Origin of the sequence: Auritidibacter sp. NML130574 (assembly GCF_003185725.2) — a bacterium.
Taxonomy (GTDB): Bacteria; Actinomycetota; Actinomycetes; order Actinomycetales; family Micrococcaceae; genus Auritidibacter; species Auritidibacter ignavus.
Genome location: NZ_CP031746.1, coordinates 2,231,934 through 2,256,094, shown reverse-complemented (window position 1 = coordinate 2,256,094; position 24,161 = coordinate 2,231,934). Strand labels below are relative to the sequence as shown.

The window sequence follows — 24,161 nt, the reverse complement described above, 5'->3', positions numbered from 1 at the left end:
CTCCACCCAGGCATGGGCATCGCTACCCGCCGGATCTTCGAAGACGCTATTGGCATTCTCAAGGTCGACGGTGAAGAAGAGGCCCTGCGGATGGCTAACTACACCGATTTTAAGAGTGACGTTTTTGAAATCACCCCAAAACTTTAGCTATGATTTACCTCACCTCAAAGGTCTTATGTCTCCTCACAGGAAAAATAAGACCATTCCGGCATGCTACACCACCAGCTCGCTGGCTATCTCATCACATAACCGTTACTAGAGGACCCCTATGAGCATCCACCACAACGACTCGGGAGCAGCAACGACCGACAACACCGTCACCGATGATGATGCCCCGTCAAAAACCTTGGAAAGTGGAAAGCGGAAGGGCTTTTTCCAACGCTTCTTGGACGTCATCGAGTGGGGTGGCAATAAGCTTCCGCACCCCGTCACTCTCTTCGGGATTTTGGCCCTGCTGGTCATCCTGCTGTCATGGGTTCTCTCCCAGGCCAGGCTGAGTGTCGAAGATCCAGTTGAAGGCGAAACGGTGGAAGTGTTCAACCTGCTTTCCGCCGAAGGTGTTGAGTGGATCTTCTCCTCAGCGGTCGATAACTTCATCAACTTCGCCCCACTCGGCGTGGTGCTCGCTACCATGATCGGTATCGGTATGGCCGAATCCACCGGACTGATCGGTACCGCACTACGTGGTTTTATCCTCTCTATCCCCCGCACGCTGGTCACCTTCGCCATTGTCTTTGCCGGTGTAATGTCCTCGGTAGCCTCCGACGCCGGCTACGTGGTGTTACCTCCACTGGCAGCCATCTTGTTCGTCGCCCTTGGACGACACCCGCTGGCCGGTATTGCTGCCGCCTTCGCCGGCGTTTCGGCAGGGTTCAGTGCTAACCTTCTGCTTTCCGGAACAGACGTGGTGCTCGGCGAGCTCACCATTGAAGCCGCCGCCACCATCGACCCTGCCTACGCCGACCAGATGAACCTGGCGATGAACTACTGGTTCATCATCGCTTCGACTTTTATCTTGGCTATCGTCGGTACACTGGTCAGCCAGTTCATCGTGGAACCCCGGCTGGGTAAATGGACCGGTGAAGGGGCCATCGAGGGCGAGGACGAGGAACAGCTGAAGGTCACCCCGTTGCAAAAAAAGGGCCTGATCTGGGCCGGCATTTCACTGGTGATCACCATTGGGTTGTTGCTTCTCCTCATTGTTCCACCGAATGCTCCGATGCGCGGTGAAGACGGTGCTGTCATCCAGTCGCCGTTCATGAGCTCGCTGGCCATTATTCTCGTCGTCGTCTTCTTCATTCCCGGCCTGGTCTACGGCATCGTCACCAACGTGGTGAAAAACGACACCGATGCCGTGAACCACATCTCCAAATACATCTCCGGGATGGCCATGTTCCTGGTCCTGTCTTTCACCGCAGGTCAGTTCATCGCCTACTTTGAACAAACCAACCTGGGTCTGATTCTCTCGGTCCTCTGCGCTGAAGCGCTAGACTCGATCAACCTCACCGGAATTCCTCTGGTGCTACTCTTCATGCTCTTCACCGGCCTGGTAAACCTATTCATCGGTTCGGCCTCCGCAAAATGGGCGATGCTGGCACCCATCATGGTGCCCATCATGATGCAGCTGGGCATCTCCCCGGAGTTCACCCAGGCCGCCTACCGCGTTTCGGATTCAGCCACCAACATCCTCAGTCCGCTGATGACCTACTTTGCGCTGATCATCGTGGTGGCCCAACGCTACGACAAGAAGATCGGCATCGGCTCATTGGTCTCGGTAATGCTGCCCTACTCGCTAGCATTCTGGGCCGTCTGGACATTGATGACCATCGGTTGGATGGGACTCGACTTGCCACTAGGACCCAACGCTCCGGTCTTCTACGAATCACCCTAGTTTCACAGCCCACGATCGCTTCCTGATGCCTAGATGCACTCCCTGCAGAGTGTATCTAGGCATCTTTGTCTGAAGTGTCCTGTCGAAGTTGCCAGGCTATCGTGAAACGCGAGAAGCACAGGGCGCTACGTCTGCTGTATGCCTGGTCTCCGGACGTGCAACCCAGGTAGTCTCAGTCACAGAGATAAGAACGACTCGACGCCAGAAAGAAGCCTCACATGCCACACGTGCAGATCTCGACCGGCATCAATGTTCACTACGAAGAGCAAGGCTCGGGCGAACCTCTGATTCTGATCATGGGCACCTCGGGAGCTATTGATACCTGGGCCGAGTTTGAAGACCGATTTGCTCAGAATTACCGTGTCATCACTTTCGATAACCGGGGGATCGGCGAGACTGACCGTGGCGATGGTGCTATTTCAGTCCGCTCAATGGCTCAGGATGTGGCGGCCCTGATGGACGCACTGCAGATTCCTCAAGCGCACATTCTGGGTTGGTCCCTTGGCTCCGCTGTCGCACAAGAGCTCGCAATCAACTATCCGGACCACGTCAAGTCCCTGATCCTCTACTCCACATGGGGTCGCTGCGACGGGTTCCAAGCCGCAGTGATTACTTCCCTACGGTATCCCTACGTTAAAGGTGACTTAGACGTTGCCGCCACAGCCACCGGTCTTGCCTTCTCTCCCGAAACGTTGGACCGCCCCGATCTCACGGAATTTCTCGCCCCCGTTCTGCGCGGGTTGCCGCAGAGTGAGGTGCAGATCCAAACCACCGTCGAGCAGTGGGACGCCGACTTGGCTCATGACACCCTCGACCGATTGCCCCAGATCAAAACACCGACCCTCGTGGTGGTCGGAGAACAGGACCTCCTCACTCCACCGTGGCAGTCGAAGAAAGTTGCCGACGCCATCCCCGGCGCGGAATTCCATCTCCTCGAAGGCAGTAACACCCCTCACTTCCTCCATTTTGAACAACCTGAAGTCCTCGCCAACCTGATGCTGACGTTCCTGACTAAACAACGAGGCTAAGGTGCCCATCCTCTAGGTCGCCATCATTTTCGGTGCTTTCTCGGCACCAGTACAAGAGTTCTGGGTCTTTGTGTTGATCATCGCGCTGATTCGCACACGATGGCCACCACTATTGCAACAAGGTCTCAACAGTGTGTCGCATTTGCTCTCCAGAAGAGCATGAGATAAATACATGCTGTGCTTTCATTTCGTTCAGCGCGCACGCTGATAACACCGCCCCGCGTTCCGGGCCTCGACGTCGCCCGAGCTCTGGCCATCATCGGCATGATTTTCGCCCATATGGCGTTAATTCCTGAGCTCGAAATTTCCGAACCGTCGACCTGGCCGGGAATTGTGCACGGCTTTTCCTCGTTGTTATTCGCACTACTGGCCGGGATCTCGCTGGCGATGATGACCGGAGGCACCCGGCGTCCCGATATCGAGGCATTGCCTTTCTTGCGTCTTCGTCTGCTAGGGCGCGCGGCCACCATTTTCGGCATCGGTCTTGCCCTCGAGGCGTTGGGCACTCCCATCTCGGTCATCTTGCCGATTTTCGGAATGCTCTATATTGCCATGATGCCGTTTATGCGGTTGCGTCGTCGCTGGCTGCTAGTCTGGGCAGCAGGATTCGCCATCATCGGCCCGGTCGTGTTGGAGATGCTTAATGCCCTCTCTGCCTTTGATGGCGCACTCGCATTTCTCTTCTTCAGCCCCTACCCGCTCACCGCCTGGCTCGCGCTGGCCCTGACCGGTATGGCTATTGGTCGTTCCAATTTGCGCAGTATCCGCCTGGCTACGGTGCTAGCTCTAGGCGGTCTGGTGGTGGCCGCGCTGGGCTTTTTCCTGGCATCGCTAACTGAAGACGGCGCCGGAACCTCCCTGGATGAAAAGAGCTACTCTTCCTACGGGAGCATCTACGACAGCACAGACTCGTACGGCTACGTCGAGGACGGGAGTTTCTACCCCTACGACACAGAAGATTCCTCGTCATGGAAACCAGAGGACGTTGTTCCGGAAGAAGAACCCGTCGACCCCGTGGAATGGCTGAGATTAGGTCTGACCTCGAGCCGCCCACACACCGGTGGCAGCCTGGAAATCATGCTGGGCCTCGGCGTGGGTGCCACGGTCCTTGGAGCGTGCCTGCTGATATGTCGCGGTCCGGTACGTTGGGTCACCTACCCGTTATCGGCGATGGGAGCCATGCCCCTGACTGTCTATGCGGCCCATGCGGTGGTCACGCTGATCGTCTATGGCAACATCAACCTCGGAGACTGGATCGGGCCAGCTGAAGAGGACCTCACCGCCTTGTTCATGGTCATCGGCGCCCTGATCGTCTGCCCCCTCTGGATGGCGGTCACCGGACGTGGACCGCTCGAGTCACTCACTCGCCATGTTGGTCGCCTGGCCACCGGAGAATTACATCGCCATGAAACGGGTCGCCACGCCACCGAATAAGAAAAACCAGGTGGACCCAGAGCCCCGGGAGCACGCGTCAGCTACGCGAAACTTCCGTGACGTCGGAGGGCTGGGCCTCGTCATGACGGTCCGCGCCCCGGTTTTTGTTCGTGCCCTTGATCCCGCCGGTCAGTGCCCTCAGGGCGTAGAGGATAGCGGCCAGGTCGACCAGTTCTTGGGTTAGCGCGCCCCACACAGCGGGGATGTAGCCGAAGGCGGCCACCAGCATCAGCCCGATCGAGAGGATGATGCCAATCCATATCGCTTCCAGCGCGATCCGGAAGGTGTGTTTACCGATGCGCACCGCCAAGCCCACCCGGCTGATGTCGTCGCGGACAATCACCGCGTCGGCGGACTCGCTGGCGGCGGTGGCTCCGCGAGCGCCCATGGCGATTCCGACATCGGCGGCGGTGAGCACCGGGGCATCATTGACGCCATCGCCGACCATCATCACCGGGCTGGGCAGAGTCTTGATGATCTCCACCTTGTCGTGGGGCAACAGTTCGGCGTGGACCGTATCAATGCCAGCTTGTTCAGCCAGTGAGGTGGCAGTGTCCTGATTATCACCGGTGAGCATCGCGATCGTGTCGATGCCTTGGTCGTGCAACTCTCGGACGGTGGTCGAGGAGTTGTCGCGCAGCGAGTCAGCGAGCAATAAACTACCGGCAAACCTGCCATCGATCGCCACCGCCACCGAGGTTTGTCCCGGCTCCAGCCGAACACGCGTTGCCTCCGGGTCGGTCTCTTGAACGAAAGCCAACTTACCCACCACCACATGGCGACCGTCGATGACCGCAGTGACACCATTGGTCGCAATTTCGTTCGCATCCTCGGTGGTGGTCAGCCTCAGTCCACGCTCATAAGCTGCAGAGATCACGCCTTCGGCGAGTACGTGGGAGGAGTACTGCTCAGCTGAGGCCGCCAAGGTGAGCAACTCGTCGGCATCCACCCCGTCGGCGGGGATCACCTCAACCAGTTCGGGCTGGCCGTAGGAGAGGGTACCGGTCTTATCGAAGGCCACTGAATTCGCCCGCGCCAATGCCTCGAGGGTGGCTCCACCTTTGACGATGATGCCGTTGCGGGTACTGGAACTCATCCCGCCCATGAATGCCACCGGGGCAGCAATTAACAACGGGCATGGGGTAGCCAGCACCAGCACTTCGGCGAAACGGACCGGGTCGCCCGACAGCCACCAGGCCAGACCGGCGATGGCCAACGAGACGAGCGTGAACGGGACCGCAAACCGGTCGGCCACCCGCACGGTGGGGGCTTTGGCTTGCTCGGCTTCTGCTACCAGCGCAATAATCTTCTGATACTGGGAGGAGTTAGAGTCTGCCGTGGCACGGATCCGCACCGCCCGCTGACCGTTGATGGAACCCGACAGCACCGCGTGACCGCGTTCGTATTGGACCGGCAGACTCTCACCGGTCAGGGAGGACTCGTCAAAGTCGCCATAATCGCTGATCAGCTCACCGTCGACGGGAACCACTTCGGCAGGCTTGACCAGTAATAGATCGCCCTCGGCCACCTCGGTGACGTCAATGTCATCGGCGGTGGCGTGCGGGTCATCACTGCGCAACCGGTGCGCGGTATTTGGCGCCATCTTCAACAGCGCGTCGAGGTCTTTGGTCGCTCGTTGGGCGGCGTAGTCTTCAATCGCTTCACCACCCGAGAGCATGAGCACGATAATCATCGCTGCGATATATTCGCCCACCGCAATGGAGGCAATCATCGCCACCAACGCAAGGATGTCGAGGCCAAAGTGGCCACGCAGAATATCGCGAATCATGTCGAAGGCGGTCAAGGCAATAATGACAATGACATACCCGGTGGCAATCCACTGCGCCGCAGTGGTGGCACCGGAGAACTCGCAGGCGAGCACGACGACAAGCAACACCAAGGTAATGGCCACAATGGGATACTGCCGAATGAAAGTCGCGATCTTTTTCATAGCTCAAGTATCTCGCTGACGCTGTCGAGCTTCCAGCAATCCTAGGCAAGGCTAAATGGGTATATAGCCCTGCTGTAGTCTGCTATCCCTCACCGTGGTGAGGCTCCCCTTCCGGGCTACGTGGCGACCATCGACGTTGGCTCGGTCACTGAAGGTCACGGTCTGTCCCCAAGCCCCCTAGACTAGGACCCATGCTCCGTACCATGTTTCACGCGAAAATCCATCGCGCCACGGTGACTGAAGCCAACCTGAACTACGTTGGTTCGGTGACCATCGACCAGGACCTGCTTGATGCTGCCGGAATTCTGCCCGGTGAGTTGGTCTCGATTGTCGATATCACCAATGGCGCTCGCCTGGAGACCTACACTATCGCCGGACAGCGAGGCACTCGGGTCCTGGGCATCAACGGGGCGGCCGCGCACCTGGTCCACCCCGGGGACCTGGTCATCTTGATTGCCTACGCGCAAATGGACGACGAAGAAGCCCGCACCTACGAACCCACCGTGGTGCACGTCGATGAGCAGAACAACATCCTGCGCCTGGGTAACGACCCGGCTGAGCCACCCACCGATAACGCCCAGCGCCCGCCACTGGCGCAGTAGCGCTGGTCCACCGCGTTGTCTTTAGCGCACCCGCTCCAGGAACCCCTGAACCCGGGTGTTGTCGCTGGTGAAAAATTGTTCCGGCGCGTCCCGTAGCACTATCTGTCCTTCATCAAAAAACGAAATAGTGTCGGCCACTTCTCGGGCGAACCCGATTTCATGGGTGACCACAATCATGGTCATGCCCGCTTTCGCGAGAGTTTTCATCGTTTCCAGCACTTCATCGACCAGTTCTGGATCCAATGCGCTGGTGGGCTCGTCAAAGAGAATCAGCTTTGGTTCCATCGCCAAGGCACGGGCAATCGCGACGCGCTGTTGCTGACCGCCTGAGAGCTGGTGGGGACGTTTATGTTGATGCTCCGCCAGACCTACGTGGTGTAGTTCTCGTTCTGCGATCTCTTTTGCTTCGGACCTGCTCATCTTTTTGACATGGACCAGCGCGATCGTCACGTTTTCGAGCGCAGTGAGATGGCCATAGAGATTAAAACGCTGAAAGACCATCCCGATTCCGGCTCGAAACTCAGCCCAGCGCTTATCGGGCCACTCGTGGTACTTTCCATCACGAAAGTCGAACCCAACCTGCTGGTCATCAACAACGAGGCTTCCCTGGTCGAGCGTCTCTAAGCCGTTGATCGCCCGTAAGAACGTCGACTTACCGGATCCGCTCGGTCCGATGATGACCGAGACCTCTCCCGGCTTGACGCTGAAATCTATACCACGGAGGACTTCGTGGTTGCCGAATGCTTTGCGCACTCCATGCGCGTGAACAAGTGATGCGTCGCTAGCCATGGGTCAGCCCTTTCTCGAGCCCTGAGGGATTTTGATTGCACCGGTCGTGGCTTCAACAACCTTCTGGCTGAAAGTGGTGCCACGAATAGCACGGACGCGATCTTTACCAAACCGTTTTTCCAGCAGTGACTGCCCGTACGTGGCAATCGCGGTCATCACCATGTACCAAATACTAGCCACAATCAGTAGCTCGATGATGAGGTTGTTTTGCTTGTAGATTTGGCTGGCATTGGTCATCAAGTCATTACCGGCCACGACCACGATCAGTGAGGTGGTCTTCAACATCGAGATGAACTCGTTGCCTGTCGGCGGAATGATGATGCGCAGTGCCTGGGGCAAGACAATTAACCGGGTGGTTTGTCCGCGCGTCATTCCTGAGGCCAACGCAGCTTCGGTTTGCCCTCGGTCGACCGCCATAATTCCGGCTCGCACTGTCTCTGCGAAATAGGCTGACAGATTCAGGCCCAGTCCTAAGATTCCAGCGGTGGACCCAGAGATGAGCTCATTCGTGTCCCATCGAAACCCGAGATTCGTGAAGGGGATTTTGAGCACCAAGTACGGCAGGAGAAACGCCAGATTAAACCAGAAGATCAGTTGCACCAGCACCGGAGTGCCGCGAAAAAACCAGATATAGCCTTCAGCGATCCACCGGAGTACCGGGTTATTCGACAACTTCATAATCGCGATGAAAACACCAAGCACGAGCCCGAGAATCGTTGCCACGATGCTGATATAGATGGTGACGCCGACTCCGCTGAGAATATTAGGGAAAAACAGGTATTCCCACACTCGATCCCAACGAATCCGCTCGTTGAAGACGAGAATCGACAGCAACCAGATCAGCACCGCAATGGCAATTGCGCCGACGATCCACCGTTTGACATGTTTGACCGGTGCAACGGGAATCGTTCTTCCATCTGCTAAGACAAAAGGTTCGGTTCTTCTCTCCACGGTTTTCCCTCTCTTGGTCATCCCCCGTTTAGTGTGGCCTCGTCGACCGCCATGACCTCGACGTCCCAGGCGGCAAGAATCTCCTCGTAGTAGCCCTCATCCATCAGATACTGCATGGCAGCCTGTATGGCTTCGGCGAGTTGTGTTTGCGCATTATCAATGCCAATACCCCAGATGGCCTCGTCGCCGTCGATCGGGACCGCTTCAAAATTTTTGTTGTCGGAACTTGCGTGAGACAGTGCAACCGGCAGATCGGTGACCGTGGCATCGGCTCGCCCGCTTTCCAGCGCTAGATTGGCAGTCTGATCTTGTTCGAACCTCAAAATTTCATACGGTTCCTCGTTATTGCTTTCGCATTCTGCTGAAACACCTTCAGCAAATGCAGCGCTAGAGCCACCATCGACCAGTGCTACTTTCTTGCCACATAGATCCTCTGGTACCTCGACGTTGAGCGGATTGCCTTTTTCCACCAGGAACGCGTTGCCAGACTTCACATAGCTCACAAAGGACGTCGTCTCCCGTCGTTCTTCCGTGTCGGTCATCGAACTGGCCAATACGTCGTAGCGCCCGGAGATCAACCCTGGAATCATGGCGTTGAATTCCTGGTCTTCCAAGGTCATCTCAACACCAAGGGCCGCGGACATTGCTCGTGCCATTGCGGGGTCGACGCCGATAATGTCTTCGTTATTGCTCGCCCACAGTTCCATTGGCGGGTAGCCAACTGACGTTGTCCATTTCAGCCCAGCGCGGTATTCGGGAGGAAGCATGGCGTGAAGTTCTTCTTGAGGCTCTATCCTCTCGATGATTTCTTTGGCCTTCTCTTCCTCCGGTACCGGGGTTGCCTCGAAATCGCTGAGGTCTATTTTTGCTGGATCGGTTTCCTCATCAATGAGCCACAGCGCTTCCGCTCCGCAACCGCTCAGGCCGAGTAACGACCCAGCAAGCACTGTGACGAGGCTCCATGTTTTGACGTTCTTCACGCGTATTTTCACCTTTCGGGATGATGTTTTCATCCGACGTCTGCGGAATCTGGCGCAGAATATTGGACCGTCCCGCCAATCACTGTGGCCTGTACCTGTGTTTTCCAGAGATCGGTGGGTTCTACTTCAAAGGGGTCTTGGTCGCATGCAATGAAATCCGCATATTTTCCCGGGGTAAGGGTTCCGCTCAACTCCCCAAGTCCTAGTGCGTCTGCCGGCGACTGTGTGTGAGCCTGAAGTGCTTGGGCAACAGTCAACGTTTCTGAGGTCTTACCATCTGTCAGCGCATTCGGTTCTCGGGTGCGCCGGGTAACTGCGGCGTGGATAGCAAACCATGGATTCGCTGGTTCAACGGGAGCATCGGATCCGAATGCGACCAGGGTCCCCGCGTCAAGGAGAGTCTTCCAGGCATAACTAGCCAGCGGGCGGTCACCGAGACGTTTGGAGTTCAGTGGATAGTCGGTGGTGCAATGCGTGGGTTGTTGTGAGGCCACCACGCCGTAGGAGGCAAAACGGGCGACGTCGGTGTGACTGAGATGCTGGGCGTGTTCGATGCGGTTGACCAACCGGTTGGCACGGGTGGACAGAAACACACCGGCGTAGATCTTTAAGACGTTGGTGTTGGCCTGATCGCCAATCGCGTGAATGGCTGTTGACAGCCCGTGTGCATTCGCTCGCGTGACACCAGTGACGAGGTCCGCAACACTCGTAACCGCGATGCCACAGTTACACGGCTGCTCTGGGGTGGAGTCTGCATAGGGTTCTGAGACCAAAGCAGAGTGGGTCCCCAACGCACCGTCGGAAAAGAGCTTTACGGGACCGGTCCGCAGGTAATCGGAGCCCGCACCAGTTCGACGCCCCTGCGCTATCGCGAGCTCAAGATCAGCTGCTTGTACCGCTTTATTAACCCGCAAACGAAGCTTTCGGGCGTCATCCAGTTGTTGATACACGTTCCGGATTTCTTCTCCATCGAAATCCGTGATCTGGGTAATGCCAAGACGAATCAGCTCACCCTGAATGGCACTGATCAGGTCCGGAAGCTGCGGTTCAAGCGAACTTTCTGCCATCCGACGAGGTATATCTTGTGCAGCTTCTCGCAATAATCCTGTGGGGTCACCCGTATCGTCCCGAACGATCTCACCACCCTGAACTTCGGGGCTTTCGCGGTGAATTCCCGCCTGCGCAAGGGCAGCAGAATTTGCCCACGAGGCGTGTCCATCGACGCTTTGTAGCACCACAGGTGTCGCCCCAAAAATCGCATCGAGGTCAGCCTTATCTGGAGCCGATCCGCAGTGCCATTCATGAGAATCCCAACGTCCGCCAAGCACCCAGGTTTCACCTGACCGGAATGTTGCAAACTCGGACAACCGTCTCAACACTTCTTGGTAATTTGTGGCTCCACCCAGCTGAGGTGCCACCAGCCCTCGTGCCATATCGCCAGTGTGAATGTGTGCGTCATGAAATCCGGGAAGAACGGCTTCTCCAGGAAGCCGAACCTCTACACAGCTCTCCGATGCAAGACCTCGCGCGTCGTCCAGCGCACCGACAAATTGGATCTTCCCATCTACAGCAAGGATCGCCCCGTCAATCGGCGTCACGCCGGCCAAGGTGTAGATGCGGTGATGAATGAACAGCGTCTGCGACACGAACGAGCCCTCCCCATGAAGTGATCTATCTCACATAGATGTTAGCTCGTATTCCTCCTCGCACAAGCACACCACGGGCGGGTAAATCAAACTCCAACCAATAGCAAATCGTCCGGTTCTCGCTATCCCAAGGTGAGCCAGAACCCAGGGCGGTGAAGACGGCACTGAGAATGACCAAGACGGGTGGCGGTTTTGAATCACGCTGTTGATGTTTAAAACTCACAATGCGCGGGGTACTAAGGCTCTTGGTTCTCGACGAAGCTGTCCACGCAAGGCAGTAGTGGCCAGTCATCTGTAAAAGTGGCTCTTCTGACTTGAGTGTGGGGTGAGGTCTGGTTTCGTGGTGGGCGTGTCCGTGCGCTAAGCAGCGTCGAGGCCCTTGAGAATCAGGGTTACCACAACCATCGATTCCAAGGACCTTGACGATGTCTGATTCTACTGTCTGCTGCCGCACCACAGGTGACTACTGCCACCACTGCAACCTGCTGGTCGACCTGCCCGGACTCCACGTGGTCAAGGTCGACCGTCACCAGGCCGGACTGCGAATCGTGGTCGAGTCAGCCCGCCCGTCGGTGATGGGATGTCCCGGCTGCGGGGTAGTGGTGCAAGGGCATGGGCGGATGCCGGTCGAGTTGATCGACGCGCCCTGTTTCACCGCACCGGTCCGGGTGCAGTGGCGCAAACGCCGCTGGCGCTGTCTTGACCCCGACTGCACGGTGACCTCGTTCACGGAACAGAACCCGCAGGTAGCAGCCGCCCGGGCACTGCTCACGGTACGCGCCACTCGGTGGGCGATTCAACAACTCCGCTCGGAGAACGCGTCGATACAGGGTCTGGCGCGCCAGTTGGGGTGTACGTGGAAAACGTTGTGGCGTGCGGTGAAGCCAGTGCTGCAAGCCGCCAGCGAGGACGAGTCCCGGTTCGCTGGTGTCACCGTGTTGGGCGTGGATGAACACATCTGGCATCACGTGTCCACCCGACCGGTCGGCGCCGGCGGTCGAGGCCCGAAAGAGTTCACCGGCATGGTCGATCTGACCCGTGATTCCACCGGCAGGGTTCGGGCCCGACTGCTGGATTTGGTGCCGGGGCGTTCAGGCAAGGTGTACAAGACCTGGCTCCACGATCGTGGCGAAGCGTTCCGGGCACAGGTCAAGGTCGCGACTCTGGATCCGTTCCATGGCTACAAGAACGCGATCGATGACCAACTCGAAGACTCGACCGCGGTGCTGGACGCGTTCCATGTCGTGAAACTCGGCACCGCCGCGGTCGATGAAGTTCGTCGCCGGGTACAGCAAGACATTCACGGGCATCGCGGCCGCAAAAACGATCCGCTCTACCGGATCCGGAACCTTCTGCGCGCGGGTAAAGAACGCCTCACCCCGCGACAGCACGCCCGACTCGAGAACGCCTTCCTTGCTGACGAGCGGCATGTGGAAGTCGAGGTCGCCTGGCACTGTGCCCAACAGTTACGGTCGGTGTATCGCCAGCCCCATCCCGTGGCTGGTCGACGGATCGCGATCAAGGTGCTGGACTCGTTCCCAACCTGCCCAATCCCAGAAATCGCCAGACTGGGCCGCACGCTCAAGCGGTGGCGAGAACCGTTCCTCGGCTACTTCACCACTGACGGCGCGAACAACGGTGGCACCGAAGCGATCAACGGCGTGATCGAACTCGCACGGCGCGTAGCCAGAGGCTTCCGCAGCCCCGAGAACTATCGCCTCAGAATGCTCCTGGTCGGCGGCGGCCTGAACCTCTAACCCACACTCAAGTCAGAAGAGCCGTAAAAGTGCACTGTCGTGTCGGGGGCTCTCGTCCAGCCTTGAAAAATGCCCGATGTTTTACAGCGCTTTTAAGCAGCGTTTTCTTGGCGAGCAAGTACCTGTGCCTGCTCTAGGACAAGTTCGATCGCCTTGGCTTCGGCATCTGGCGGGTAATCGTACTTCGCCAGCAAACGTCGGACTTTGGACCGCATTGTGGCACGCACGCTCTCCTTATGCTCCCAGTCGATGACCACACTGTTTCGAACGGCCTGCACGAGGTCGATGGCGATTTGCTTCAACGTGTCATCGCCCATTTGTAGGACGGCAGCATCGTTCTGAGCAATAGCATCATAAAAGGCTACTTCGGCGACACTAAGACCGAGGTTTTCTGTCCTCTGATCTGAATCTCGCATTTCCTTAGCGAGTTTGACGAGCTCAGCAATAATATCCGCAGCGGTAAGTGACTGGTTTGTATACCGGTTCACGGCCGCATCGAGCATTTCGGAGTACTTCCGACCTTGCACCACGTTCCGCCGTTTAATCGTGCGAAGCTGGTCGTTGATAATCCGTCGCAACAGACCAATCTGCAAATTGGGCCTGTCCTGATCAGCGAGGGAGTCCAAGAACTCGTCACTCAGCAGGGAAATTTCAGGCGTCTCTACACCAGCCAGTTGATAAACATCGAGGACTTGGTCAGAAGCAACAGCCTCATTGAGCAACTGTCCTAATGCTGTGTCTATTTCCACCGACCCGGAACCGCCCAGACCCGAAGCGGGGTTCTGGATTTTCAGGATCGCGGCCCTCACGTCGGTGAACAATCTGACATCGTCCCGGATTTTGGTGGCTTCTTCGTGCGCGCCAACAAGGGCGAAGACCTTTGCCAATGCGAGTACTTGATCGTTGAATCGCGAGGTTCGATCGTCATCGGCCATGACAAAGTCCAGGACTTTCGCATACTCGTTGAGTCGCTGGGACGCCGATAGCGAGGGGGAGGAGTTATATTCAACACCGTGAAGAATTCCACGAATAATATCGTGTTTCTCCAACATCACCCGCACCATCTGCTCAAGTGGAACCCCTGTCTGGTCTTGATCCGATGGTGAATACTCTTTGAGGGCTTGTTGCAGGTTGGAGAACAGACCAATATAGTCCACGATGAGGCCACCCGGCTTGTCCCGGAAGGTTCGATTCACTCGAGCAATGGCTTGCATCAGCCCTGCGCCCCGCATGGTTTTATCCACGTACATGGTGTGCATGGCGGGCGCATCGAATCCGGTCAGCCACATGTCACAAACAATGACCAGCTCTAACGGGTCGTCGGCATTCTTCGCCCGGAGCTTGAGCTCCTTGCGGACCTCGTTGGAATGGATATGGGGCTGGAACTCAGCAGGATCAGAAGCCGATCCGGTCATGACGACCTTAATCTTGCCTTGATCAGGATCGTCCGAGTGCCAGTCAGGACGTAGCGCAACGATTTTCTCGTAAAGTCTCACCGCGATACGACGGCTCATCGTGACGATCATGCCCTTGCCGAATAAGGCTTCCCGTCGTTTCTCCCAGTGCTCAACGATATCGTGGGCTATCAGGTCTAGTCTCGACTCAGAGCCGACAATTGCTTCCAAGCGTGACCAGCGCGATTTCGCGGCTTCTGCCTCATCTTCGTCAACACCCTCTGTAATCTCATCAGCAAGCTCATCAAGCGCGTCAAGGTCGGATTCCGATAGCGTCACCTTCGCCAGCCGTGATTCGTAGAAAATCCGGACGGTAGCACCATCTTCGACAGCCCTGGTGAGATCGTACACGTCAATGTAGTCGCCAAACACCGCTCGCGTGGACTTGTCATTTGACTCGATGGGGGTCCCGGTAAACCCTAGATATGTCGCACCGGGTAGAGCATCACGCATGTGTTTGGCCAGCCCCGCTTTGAGACGGCCACTGCGGTCCAGCGTCTGACCGAACCCGTACTGGCTGCGGTGGGCCTCGTCAGCAACCACCACGACATTCCGCCGATCAGTCAGCACGGAGTTATTATCCCCGTCTTCACCGGGTGCGAATTTTTGCAAAGTGGTGAAAATGATCCCACCGGAGGCACGTTTGAGCTTATCCCGAAGGTCGGAACGCGTTGTCGCTTGCACGGGCGTCTCCGGCAAAATTCTTGCGGGCGCAAAGGTTTCGCCGTAGAGCTGATCGTCTAGATCGTTCCGGTCGGTAATGAACACCAGAGTGGGGTTTGCCATGCGTGGGTCGCGCATAATCTTCGCTGCATAAAACAGCATCTCGAAGCTCTTGCCCGAACCTTGGGTATGCCATACGACGCCACCGCGACGGTCGCCATCGGGGCTCGAGGCTTGCACCGTGGACTCAACAGCGGTGTTGACTGCCCAATACTGATGGTACTTCGCCACACGTTTCACCAGCGCCCGAGTGGGCTGTCCGGTTGCCTTGTCGGTGACGGTCTCATCGCTAAAGACGATGAAGTTCTTCAGCAGATCAAGGAATCGGTGTGGTTCGAAGACTCCTCTAATGAGAACTTCCAGAGAGGGACGGTCAGTCACGACATCACGTCCCCCAATGGTCTTCCAGGGGGCATAGTGCTCAAATGCTCCCGAGTAACTACTCAACGCAGCTGAGGTGCCGTCTGAGATCACGGTAACGGCATTGGGGACGAACACGGAGGGAATGTCGTTGCGGTAAGTCTGTATCTGGTTCCACGCGGATTTCAAGGTCGCCTGTTCATTGGCCGGGTTCTTCAGCTCCAGCAACGCCAGAGGCATACCGTTGACCATCACGAGAACATCGGGCCGACGCGTCTTGCCGTTCTCAACGATCGTGAACTGGTTGATCACGGCCCAGTCATTATTTTCAGGCTGCTCGAAATCTACGAGCCCGAGTCGGGTGGTGCGAAGCTGACCGTCGTCGCTACGATGTTCGACGGCCACGCCGTCGATGATGAGCTGATGCAGGCGTGCGTTCTCATCGATCAGGCTCTGCGATTCCGCTCGCTGGACAGTCTTGACCGCCTCATCGATAAGCGCGGCATCGGTGCCAGGGTTGATCCGTCTCAGCGCATCGTGAAGCCTGCCCCACAGCAGCACGTCTTCATAAGAGTCACGTTCCGCGTTAGGCCCGTCGGGGGCGATATCAACACCATGAACTCGCCGATATCCCAGATCGGCGAAATACTCGAGAGCGGCTTGCTCGACGGTGTTCTCGTTAAAACTGGTCATACATCAGCACCTTCCACAGGAACACGGATACGGCCGGAGAGAAGTTCGGGGAGGAAGGCGTCGCGAGTAGATGTTAATCGGTTGTTTTCAGTTGTGTACGCATCCATGCGAGAGAGCAGCGCCCTCGCGGTAGCCGCAAAACCCTCTTGCTTCTCTGGAGAGACGACCGGTGCCAACCAAGTCGGCATCGCATCTTTGGCTAGGTGAAGAACCGTCGTCCCTGTCACACGACTGCGGCAATGCTGGCGGAACGCTTCGCTACTCAACAGCCCGAGCAGGTACTCATTCGGCATGCCGTCCTTTGGGCGCAGGATGGAAAGGTCTAGCGAAGCGACCAGGATGTCGTGGTTCCCGCTCGCAGGAACGCGAACGCCCCGTCCTACGACCTCTGCTCCCTGCGTGAGATCAGTCTGCGCCACAACTATCTCGCCGGGGGATACAATCTGTTCGGGCTTGTAGGGACCGATGTAAGGTTTCAGTCCATCATGTTTGTACCCGCCATTACGGTCGATGTTCTTCAGTGTCACTAGCGCTACTGGTGAATCCTGCAGCTCGGCACTTTTGTAGGATCGTCCCTTTGTGATGGTTGCAATAGCGTCGAGCGGCCGAGTGGAAATAGTCTCTGTGGACTCCAGCGTACGAGAAAACTCTGCATTAAAGAGCTCCCCTAGAAAGTTGATCGCCCGCCGGTTCGACTCGATCTTGTCGTCGAGTGCGCCAAGCGTCGCCGCGATCGAGCGCTGCTCCTGCAGTTCGGGAAGATCAATCTCGAATGAGGCTAAAGAATCGAACTGAACTCTTTGTCTGCCGGAACTCCCATTCATCGAACCAATCGCATAGTCTCGGATCTCAGGCGAGGTAAACAAGTAGTAGGCAAAGCTAGTACTGGAGATTCCCTCTTTTCCGCGAATCACGATGAACTCCGTGGATCCGAAAGCCGGAGCATTTCGCTGGTTAGCAGCCGCACGATAAACCGACGTTTTTCCATTCTCCAAGGACGGAGTGATCCGCGCCATCAGAACATCACCGTCACAAAACTTCATTCCGCCGCCGTAGGGCTTTTCCTGTGCTGCGGACACGTCTCTGGTGAAGGGCACAAGGCTCGCCATGTCAACAAAAGGAGCATGCGTTCCCTTAGACAGTTTCACTGTCGGGTTTAGAACAAACGCTTCGCCAAGAGTCACGCGGCTCACTGAAGACCGCCTAACCGTCGCCGGATCTCACCTTCAAGCTCGCGTCCGCGCTCAAACTCGGCGAACAGCTCGCTCGTCAATCGCTCGATTTTCTCGTCGATCGGCTCGTCGTCGACTTCCGCCTCCTCGCTACCGACATATCGGCCTGGGGTAAGCACGAAGTCGTGTTTCTCGATCTCGTCGATCGTGGCTGACTTGGCGAAGCCGGGGACGTCCTCGTAGTTGCCGTCGTGGTTGCGCCACTCGTGGTACGTGTCCGCGATCTGAGCGATGTCACCATCCGACAGCACGCGCAGGCTGCGTGATTCCATATCCCCGAGTTTCCGGGCGTCGATAAACAGCACCTCGCCGCTACGTGCGCGATGCCCGTTGCCGTCCCGACCTTTGGACACGAACCACAGCGACACCGGGATGCCTGTGTTGAAGAACAACTTATCGGGCATCGCGACGATACAGTCGACGAGACCCGTTCGGACGAGGTTGCGGCGGATCTCTCCGTTGGTCCCTTCTTTGGAGCTGAGAGCGCCATTTGCCAAGACAAAGCCCGCGGTGCCGTTGGGCGCGAGGTGATAGATGAAGTGTTGGACCCAGGCGAAGTTGGCATTACCTTTGGGCGGGGTTCCGAACTTCCACCGTGGGTCGTCTTTCAGCTTCTCATCCCACCAGTCGGAAACATTGAATGGTGGATTCGCGATCACATAGTCCGCGCGGAGATCCTGGTGAAGGTCCTCGGTGAATGAGTCTGCCGAGTGCGATCCCATGTCCGCTTCGATACCCCGGAGCGCGAGGTTCATCTTCGCCAGTTTCCACGTCGTATCGGTGAATTCCTGCCCATACACGGAGATGTCAGTACGTTTACCACCGTGTGCCTTCACAAACTCTGCGGACTGGACAAACATGCCGCCTGAGCCGGCAGCGGGGTCATAAACACGACCCTTATAGGGCTCCAGCATCTCTACCAGTGTCTTGACTACGGAACGCGGGGTGTAGAACGCCCCGGCGTCCTTACCGGTTTCTTTACCTGCAAACTGCCCGAGGAAGTATTCGTACACTCGCCCGAGGACGTCATCCGCGCCGTGGTCGTCTGCTTCAGTGAATCCGATTGAGCCGATAAGATCCAAGAGCTCACCCAGACGCCGCTTGTCTAAGCTTTCACGTCCGTAATTACGGGGTAGCACGCCACGAAGAGAGGGGTTCTCTTTTTCGATGAGATCCATCGCCTGGTCGATCCGTTGCCCCACGTCGGCTTGTTTTGCGTCCGATTGTATCGAGTCCCACCGAGCCTTCTCTGGCACCCAGAACACGTTCTTACTGGTGTATTCGTCGCGGTCCTCGAGAAATGACTCGGCTCGCTCCGGCTTAATACCTTCCTCTGAAAGCTCAACTTTCAGCTGTTCGCGCCGCTCTTCAAACCGGTCTGATACGTACTTCAGGAACACCAGGCCAAGGACGACATGCTTGTACTCACTGGGTTCTTGATTTCCCCGTAATTTGTCGGCCGCTTCCCAGAGAGTCTGCTCCAAGCTTTTCTTAGGCTTTGATCGCGCCTTTGTCGTCGCCATGAACTCCCTCTTTTAGTTCCCACAGGTCAGCTTCCACTTCTTGATTCAACTTTATCTCAGCCCAACTAAATATGTCGGCTGTAACCGGATGCTCACCTAGGCATCAGACCAGGCCTCATGGTGCTTGAGCCGGTATCTCGGCAGCAGTACCTACATGACCGTTGCTAGACCCCGTTTCCAGCACGACTCGGTGAACCAGGACAGCCACACCTCTAATCTCCCGACCTCACATTAACGGTCCTTTATCTTGCGTTGCATGACCGTCATCAAGTCCGAACCATCACCAATTATTCCGCGTCGCTTATCAATCACCATTGATTTCGTCTTGGTCGTCAAATAGGTCGCCGTTGGAGTCCCCCGTGCTATAGATATGAGCTATAGATATGAACTGAGCCACATTTGTTGTTTCGACGACCCAAGGTAGAGGACACCGCCGATGATGTCTGAGCACTCCGCAACGCATGATTCCAGTACCCCCACCGAAGGACCATTGGCTGGGGTGGTGGTCGCCGACTTCTCTCGGGTCCTGGCCGGCCCCTATTGCACCATGTTGCTAGCCGACCTGGGTGCTACCGTCATCAAGGTCGAAGCGCCCTCCGGGGATGAGACCCGCACCTGGAAACCCCCGATGCGCGAGGGTATCTCCACCTATTACCTCTCCGTCAACCGCAATAAGCGCTCCATAGTGCTGGATTTGAGCGAGGCAGCGGACTTACAGACCGCCTACGATCTGCTGGACCGAGCCGATGTGTTCATCGAGAACTTCAAGGCCGGCGGCCTGCAGAAATTCGGACTCGATCCCGATTCTGTCGCGAAGCGGTGGCCCCACCTGGTGCACGCCTCCATTACCGGCTTTGGCACCGCTGGTGGGGCGACCATGCCTGGCTATGACCTGCTGGTCCAGGCGATGTCCGGGATGATGTCGCTCACCGGTGAGCCCGATGGTGACCCGCAACGCTCCGGTGTGGCCATCTTCGATATCATGACCGGCCTGCACGCTGCGGTGGCCATCTTGGCCGGGCTGCGTGAAAAAGACCGCTCCGGACTCGGCCAACACGCGGCATTGAACCTGTTCTCCTCCGCCTTATCGGGATTGGCCAATCAGTCCGGCGGCTACGCCGCGGCCGGCAACGTGCCCACCCGGATGGGCAATGACCACCCCAGCCTGTTTCCCTACGGGCCCTTCCACGCCAGCGACGGCCCGCTGATCATCTGTTGCGGCAATGACGCCCAATTCTCGCGTCTGGTCACCGCGTTGGGCACCCCCGACCTGGCAACCGACCCCCGTTTTGAGACCATGTCCCAACGCAACGCCAACCGGGAAGAACTCCGCGTCTTACTCGAAGAGGCCTTGGCCGCCGATACCGCCGAAAACTGGGCGGATGTCTTGGGCAACGTGGGCCTACCCTGCGGGCCTATCCTGGGCATTGATGGTGGCGTGCAACTGGCCGAGGACCTTGGCCTAAACCCCATTGTGACCATGACAGACGAGAACAACCGCGAGCGCATCGTGCCGGTGATTGCCAACCCGATGAGTTTCTCCCGCTCCCCGATCTCCTACCGACACCTGCCACCCGAGTTGGGCGATTCCCACGACTGGGCCTTGGAGTTTATCCGCACCACCGAACCCAAAAACCCGCACCACCACACAGAAAGCTAACGCTCGTGCCCGCAGAATCCCGCGCCCCCTCCAATGCCTTTCACACCCGGTTGCAACTGCGCTGGGCCGACCAAGACCTCAACCACCACGTCAATAACGCCACGTTGCTGACCCTGATCGAAGAGGCCCGGGTGCTGGCCAATCAGTCCTGGACCGGCGACTCCACTGATGGCAATGTCGCCGGCACCTACCGGCTGGTGCGGGCGACCACCATCGACTACGTCGCCCCGGTGCATTATCTCCCCGAAGACCCCGATTACCGTCACGCCGTCGACGCCCGCGTGTGGGTCACGAAGGTCGGCAACACCTCCTTCACCCTCGGCCACGAACTCAGCCAACCCCACCCCTGCGTCTACGCCGAAGCCGTACTGGTGGTGCTCTCCGCCGAAACCAACCGCCCCACCCCGACCCCGGAACCGTTGCGCGACCTCCTGTTAGCTCAAACCAGCTAGCTCTGTTCTCAGAGCATCCATCCACCGAGGACCCACCATGGCAACACCGCACGATGTCATCCACCACGCCGACTATTTTCAGCTCGATGCAAGCCTCAGCCCGGAGCTTCTTGACTTACGCGACCGCATCCGTGCCTTCGGGGACGAACACATCCTGCCGGTGATCAACGAGCACTGGGAGCGAGCCGAGCTACCCACCGCGGTGCTGGAGCCGTTGGCCGAACTCGGGGTGATCGGCACCTACATCCCCGACTACGGCTGCCCCGGGCTCTCCCGCCTCGGCGCCGGGATCGTCGCCCGAGAATTCGGGCGCATCGACGGGTCAATCAACACCTTCCTCGGTGTGCACTCCAACCTCGCCATGGGCTCGATCTACCTGCTGGGCTCAGAAGAACAACGCCAACGCTGGCTACCCGAAATGGCTCGGATCACCAAAACCGGGGCCTTTGCCCTGACTGAGCCCGCCCACGGCTCCGACTCCGTCTCCCTCGAAACCTCAGCCCGCCGTGAGGGCGCCACCTGGGTGCTCAACGGCCATAAACGCTGGATCGGCAACGGCCACGCTGCCGACCGCACCGTGGTCTACGCCCGGGATGTCGCCGACGGCGAGGTCAAAGCCTTCGTCGTCGAAAAACAGCCCGACGGCACCTTCCCACCCGGATATCGACCCACCCCGATCGAAGGCAAGATGGCTAAACGGGCCATCGTGCAGGCCGATATCATCATCGACAATGTCGTCGTCCCCGAGGAGAACCGACTGGCGCACTGCGAGTCCTTCGCCGGCGTCACCCGCGTGCTCAACGCCACCCGAGGAGGGGCCAGCTGGGAAGCTGTCGGCCACGCGATGGCCGGATTCGAACTCGCCGCCCAATACGCCCTGCAGCGCGAACAATTCGGCTCCCCGATTGCCTCTTTCCAGCTGGTGCAAGAAAAACTGGCCACCATGCTCGCCGATCTCACCCAAATTCAGCTACTCACCACCCGGATGGCCGAACTCCAAGAACAAGACCAGCTCACCCAGGCCATGGCCTCCCTGGTGAAAATGACTACCGCCCGCACCGCGTTGGCCATCTGCCGTCAAGCTCGCGACATGATGGGTGGCAACGGGTTACTGCTGGAACACCACGTCGCCCGGCACCTGACCGATATGGAAGTCGTCTCCACCTACGAAGGCACCGACTCCATCCAGGCCCTGATCGTCGGCCGCGATATCACCGGCATCTCCGCTTTCACCCGCAAAGCCCGCGGCTAGCTCTGCCTTTCCTCAGCGCGACACTCAGCTGGAGATATACGAAGGTATATCGACCATACCCCGGTGCTCCTTGGGTCCGGACTGCATCGGGTGGAATGATTAATTCCGTTGCAGGATGTCGAGCAATCTGAACGGGAGGTGTAGCATGCCGAGGAAACCGGATCGACGATGGTCCTCCGCCGGCCACCCGCTGTGTCACCCCGCCACCTCAGACGCCCGGGGTGCTGGGGCCTAACGCGCCGGCCCGACCTGCTTTTCTCCGCACGTCATCTTTCTCATCTTTTGTCATCTTTCGGGCGCTACGTCATGCCATGAGCCGTGCCGTATCGCGCTTTTTAACCCTTCTTAAAGGACACTCCATCCAGAACGGAGCCTGATCATGACACGTGAATTCATTAACACAGCCCTGCGCGATGCCGCGGCCGAGCAGAACACACAGAGCACCGATGCCTTCCGCTCGGCGATGCGGGAACTGCACGCAGCCGATATTGCCAAACACCTGGTCACCCTGACCCGGCACGATGCCGCCAAAGCACTTTTGGCGCTCTCCGACCGTCGTCAGGCCGAGATCTTCGGGCATCTGCTCCCCCACATTCAGGTGGAGCTGGCCCGGATCTTCAACCGCGAGCAACTGGCCACTCTGATCACCGCCATGTCCCACGACGAGCGGGTCGACCTGTTCAAGCAACTCACCGCCGAGGAACAATCCGCGCTGTTGCCCGCCCTGGCCCACGCCGAGCGGGAAGACATCCGCCGGTTAGGCGCCTACCCCGAGGGCACCGCCGGGTCGATCATGACCTCCGACTACGCGACCCTGACCAGTGAGGTGCTGGCCTCCGACGCGCTCGAGAAGCTACGCCAGGAGGCTCCGGATAAGGAAACCATCTACGACATCTACGTCATCGATGAAGACCACAAGCTGATCGGTGTGCTGTCCCTGCGCGAACTGCTGGTCGCCCAGGCAGGCACGCGGGTCGGCGACATGATGCGCCGCAAGCCGGTCTTCGCCCGGTCGGGGGCTAGCACCGACACCATTGCCGAGATCATCGCCGAATACGACCTGCTTGCTCTGCCCGTCGTGGACGAGTCCGGCATGCTGGTTGGCATCGTCACCGTCGATGACGCCATGGACGTTACCAGCCAGAGCCACGGCCGTTCGGTCGCCCAGTTCGGCGGTAACGCCTCCATCGATGGCGGTCCGGACCTAAGCCTGCGCAGCTCATCCTTCTGGAACCTGTTCAAGACCCGCGTCTTCTGGTTGGGAATTCTCACCGTCTTCGGTATCGTCACCAGCTCCATCGTGGCCGGACAGGAAGCCCTGTTGGAAGAGATCGTTATTCTGGCGGCCTTCATTGCCCCGATCGTTGACGCCGGCGGAAACACCGGGAGCCAGTCGGCGACCCTGGTCATCCGCGCGATGGCCCTGGGCGAAGTCCGACTCCGCTGGCGCGACCTGTGGTTCGTGATCAAACGCGAAATCCCGGTGGTGCTCTCCCTGGGTATCGTCATCGGTATTTTGGAAATCATCCTGGCTTACTTCAGCAAGGGGATCGGCATCGCGGTGTTGCTCACCGTCGGGATCTCCATGGCCGTGTGCATGATCATCGGTGGTCTGATTGGCGCCCTGTTGCCGTTCATCGCCCGCCGGATCGGCACCGACCCCGCCACCCTGAGCTCACCGATGATCACCTCGATCATGGACCTGCTCGGCGTGATGATCTACTTCGGACTGGCCTGGCTGTTCATGGGACACCTCATGGTCTAGACCACCTGCCCTCGAAAC

General features: G+C 58.1%; 18 protein-coding genes. 10 read left to right on the top strand and 8 right to left on the bottom strand.

The annotated features are described in order from the left end of the window. Positions 1-12 precede the first annotated feature (12 nt). The 4 genes from DCC27_RS12690 (at position 13) to DCC27_RS10260 (ending at position 4,353) form a co-directional block, all read left to right on the top strand. Positions 13-147 carry a hypothetical protein gene (locus DCC27_RS12690; protein ID WP_255410754.1) on the top strand — a complete coding sequence of 45 codons (135 nt, stop codon included), beginning with the start codon at positions 13-15 and terminating at the stop codon, positions 145-147. Between the two features lie 121 nt (positions 148-268). Further along, positions 269-1,891 (top strand): AbgT family transporter, encoded by a 1,623-nt coding sequence (locus DCC27_RS10270; protein WP_110100805.1) that lies wholly within the window; start codon positions 269-271, stop codon positions 1,889-1,891. A 218-nt stretch (positions 1,892-2,109) separates the two neighbouring features. Further along, positions 2,110-2,919, top strand: coding sequence for an alpha/beta fold hydrolase (locus tag DCC27_RS10265; RefSeq protein WP_110110435.1), 810 nt, complete (start codon positions 2,110-2,112; stop codon positions 2,917-2,919). Between the two features lie 177 nt (positions 2,920-3,096). Continuing rightward, the gene (locus DCC27_RS10260) at positions 3,097-4,353 is read left to right on the top strand and encodes a DUF418 domain-containing protein (protein WP_110110436.1); all 1,257 of its coding nucleotides are present in this window, start codon (positions 3,097-3,099) and stop codon (positions 4,351-4,353) included. A gap of 37 nt (positions 4,354-4,390) precedes the next feature. Here the strand turns inward: DCC27_RS10260 and DCC27_RS10255 are convergent, their stop codons facing one another. After that, on the bottom strand, positions 4,391-6,304 hold the full coding sequence (locus DCC27_RS10255; RefSeq protein WP_110110437.1) for a heavy metal translocating P-type ATPase: 1,914 nt from the start codon (positions 6,302-6,304) through the stop codon (positions 4,391-4,393). A 191-nt stretch (positions 6,305-6,495) separates the two neighbouring features. Here DCC27_RS10255 and panD point away from each other — a divergent pair, with 191 nt between their 5' ends. Beyond that, entirely contained in the window at positions 6,496-6,906 is a 411-nt protein-coding gene (gene panD / locus DCC27_RS10250) for an aspartate 1-decarboxylase (RefSeq protein ID WP_110098997.1), read from the top strand. Positions 6,907-6,927: 21 nt separating this feature from the next. On the opposite strand, the gene DCC27_RS10245 is transcribed toward panD, so the two are convergent. The 4 genes from DCC27_RS10245 to DCC27_RS10230 are packed head-to-tail and all read right to left on the bottom strand — an operon-like array spanning position 6,928 to position 11,272. Then, a complete protein-coding gene (locus DCC27_RS10245) occupies positions 6,928-7,695 on the bottom strand; it encodes an amino acid ABC transporter ATP-binding protein (RefSeq protein WP_110110438.1) in 768 nt (255 codons plus the stop codon). A gap of 3 nt (positions 7,696-7,698) precedes the next feature. Further along, positions 7,699-8,646 (bottom strand): amino acid ABC transporter permease, encoded by a 948-nt coding sequence (locus tag DCC27_RS10240; RefSeq protein ID WP_246840092.1) that lies wholly within the window; start codon positions 8,644-8,646, stop codon positions 7,699-7,701. A gap of 17 nt (positions 8,647-8,663) precedes the next feature. Next, positions 8,664-9,659, bottom strand: a complete 996-nt coding sequence (locus DCC27_RS10235; RefSeq protein ID WP_110110440.1) for an ABC transporter substrate-binding protein — start codon at positions 9,657-9,659, stop codon at positions 8,664-8,666. Then, positions 9,656-11,272 carry an amidohydrolase gene (locus DCC27_RS10230; protein WP_110110441.1) on the bottom strand — a complete coding sequence of 539 codons (1,617 nt, stop codon included), beginning with the start codon at positions 11,270-11,272 and terminating at the stop codon, positions 9,656-9,658. Before DCC27_RS10230 ends, DCC27_RS10235 begins: the two co-directional genes overlap by 4 nt. A gap of 425 nt (positions 11,273-11,697) precedes the next feature. Here DCC27_RS10230 and DCC27_RS10225 point away from each other — a divergent pair, with 425 nt between their 5' ends. Continuing rightward, positions 11,698-13,029 carry an ISL3 family transposase gene (locus DCC27_RS10225; protein WP_210403471.1) on the top strand — a complete coding sequence of 444 codons (1,332 nt, stop codon included), beginning with the start codon at positions 11,698-11,700 and terminating at the stop codon, positions 13,027-13,029. Between the two features lie 92 nt (positions 13,030-13,121). On the opposite strand, the gene DCC27_RS10220 is transcribed toward DCC27_RS10225, so the two are convergent. From DCC27_RS10220 to DCC27_RS10210, 3 genes are read right to left on the bottom strand one after another with little or no spacing between them, the layout of a single operon-like run. Further along, positions 13,122-16,259 (bottom strand): type I restriction endonuclease subunit R, encoded by a 3,138-nt coding sequence (locus tag DCC27_RS10220; RefSeq protein ID WP_110110442.1) that lies wholly within the window; start codon positions 16,257-16,259, stop codon positions 13,122-13,124. Next, a complete protein-coding gene (locus tag DCC27_RS10215) occupies positions 16,256-17,452 on the bottom strand; it encodes a restriction endonuclease subunit S (protein WP_110110443.1) in 1,197 nt (398 codons plus the stop codon). The genes DCC27_RS10220 and DCC27_RS10215 overlap by 4 nt, the downstream gene beginning before the upstream one ends. Then, a complete protein-coding gene (locus DCC27_RS10210) occupies positions 17,449-19,014 on the bottom strand; it encodes a class I SAM-dependent DNA methyltransferase (protein ID WP_110110444.1) in 1,566 nt (521 codons plus the stop codon). Before DCC27_RS10210 ends, DCC27_RS10215 begins: the two co-directional genes overlap by 4 nt. Positions 19,015-19,450: 436 nt before the next feature. Between DCC27_RS10210 and DCC27_RS10205 the strand changes: the two genes are divergently transcribed. From DCC27_RS10205 to mgtE, 4 genes are all read left to right on the top strand, one after another. Beyond that, positions 19,451-20,674: a CaiB/BaiF CoA-transferase family protein gene (locus tag DCC27_RS10205; RefSeq protein ID WP_246840091.1), complete on the top strand. Its 1,224-nt coding sequence runs from the start codon at positions 19,451-19,453 to the stop codon at positions 20,672-20,674. Positions 20,675-20,679: 5 nt separating this feature from the next. Next, positions 20,680-21,126, top strand: a complete 447-nt coding sequence (locus DCC27_RS10200; protein WP_110110445.1) for a thioesterase family protein — start codon at positions 20,680-20,682, stop codon at positions 21,124-21,126. 37 nt (positions 21,127-21,163) lie between these two features. Next, positions 21,164-22,378 carry an acyl-CoA dehydrogenase family protein gene (locus DCC27_RS10195; RefSeq protein ID WP_110110446.1) on the top strand — a complete coding sequence of 405 codons (1,215 nt, stop codon included), beginning with the start codon at positions 21,164-21,166 and terminating at the stop codon, positions 22,376-22,378. Between the two features lie 379 nt (positions 22,379-22,757). After that, positions 22,758-24,143, top strand: a complete 1,386-nt coding sequence (gene mgtE / locus DCC27_RS10190) for a magnesium transporter (RefSeq protein ID WP_110110447.1) — start codon at positions 22,758-22,760, stop codon at positions 24,141-24,143. Positions 24,144-24,161 lie beyond the last annotated feature (18 nt).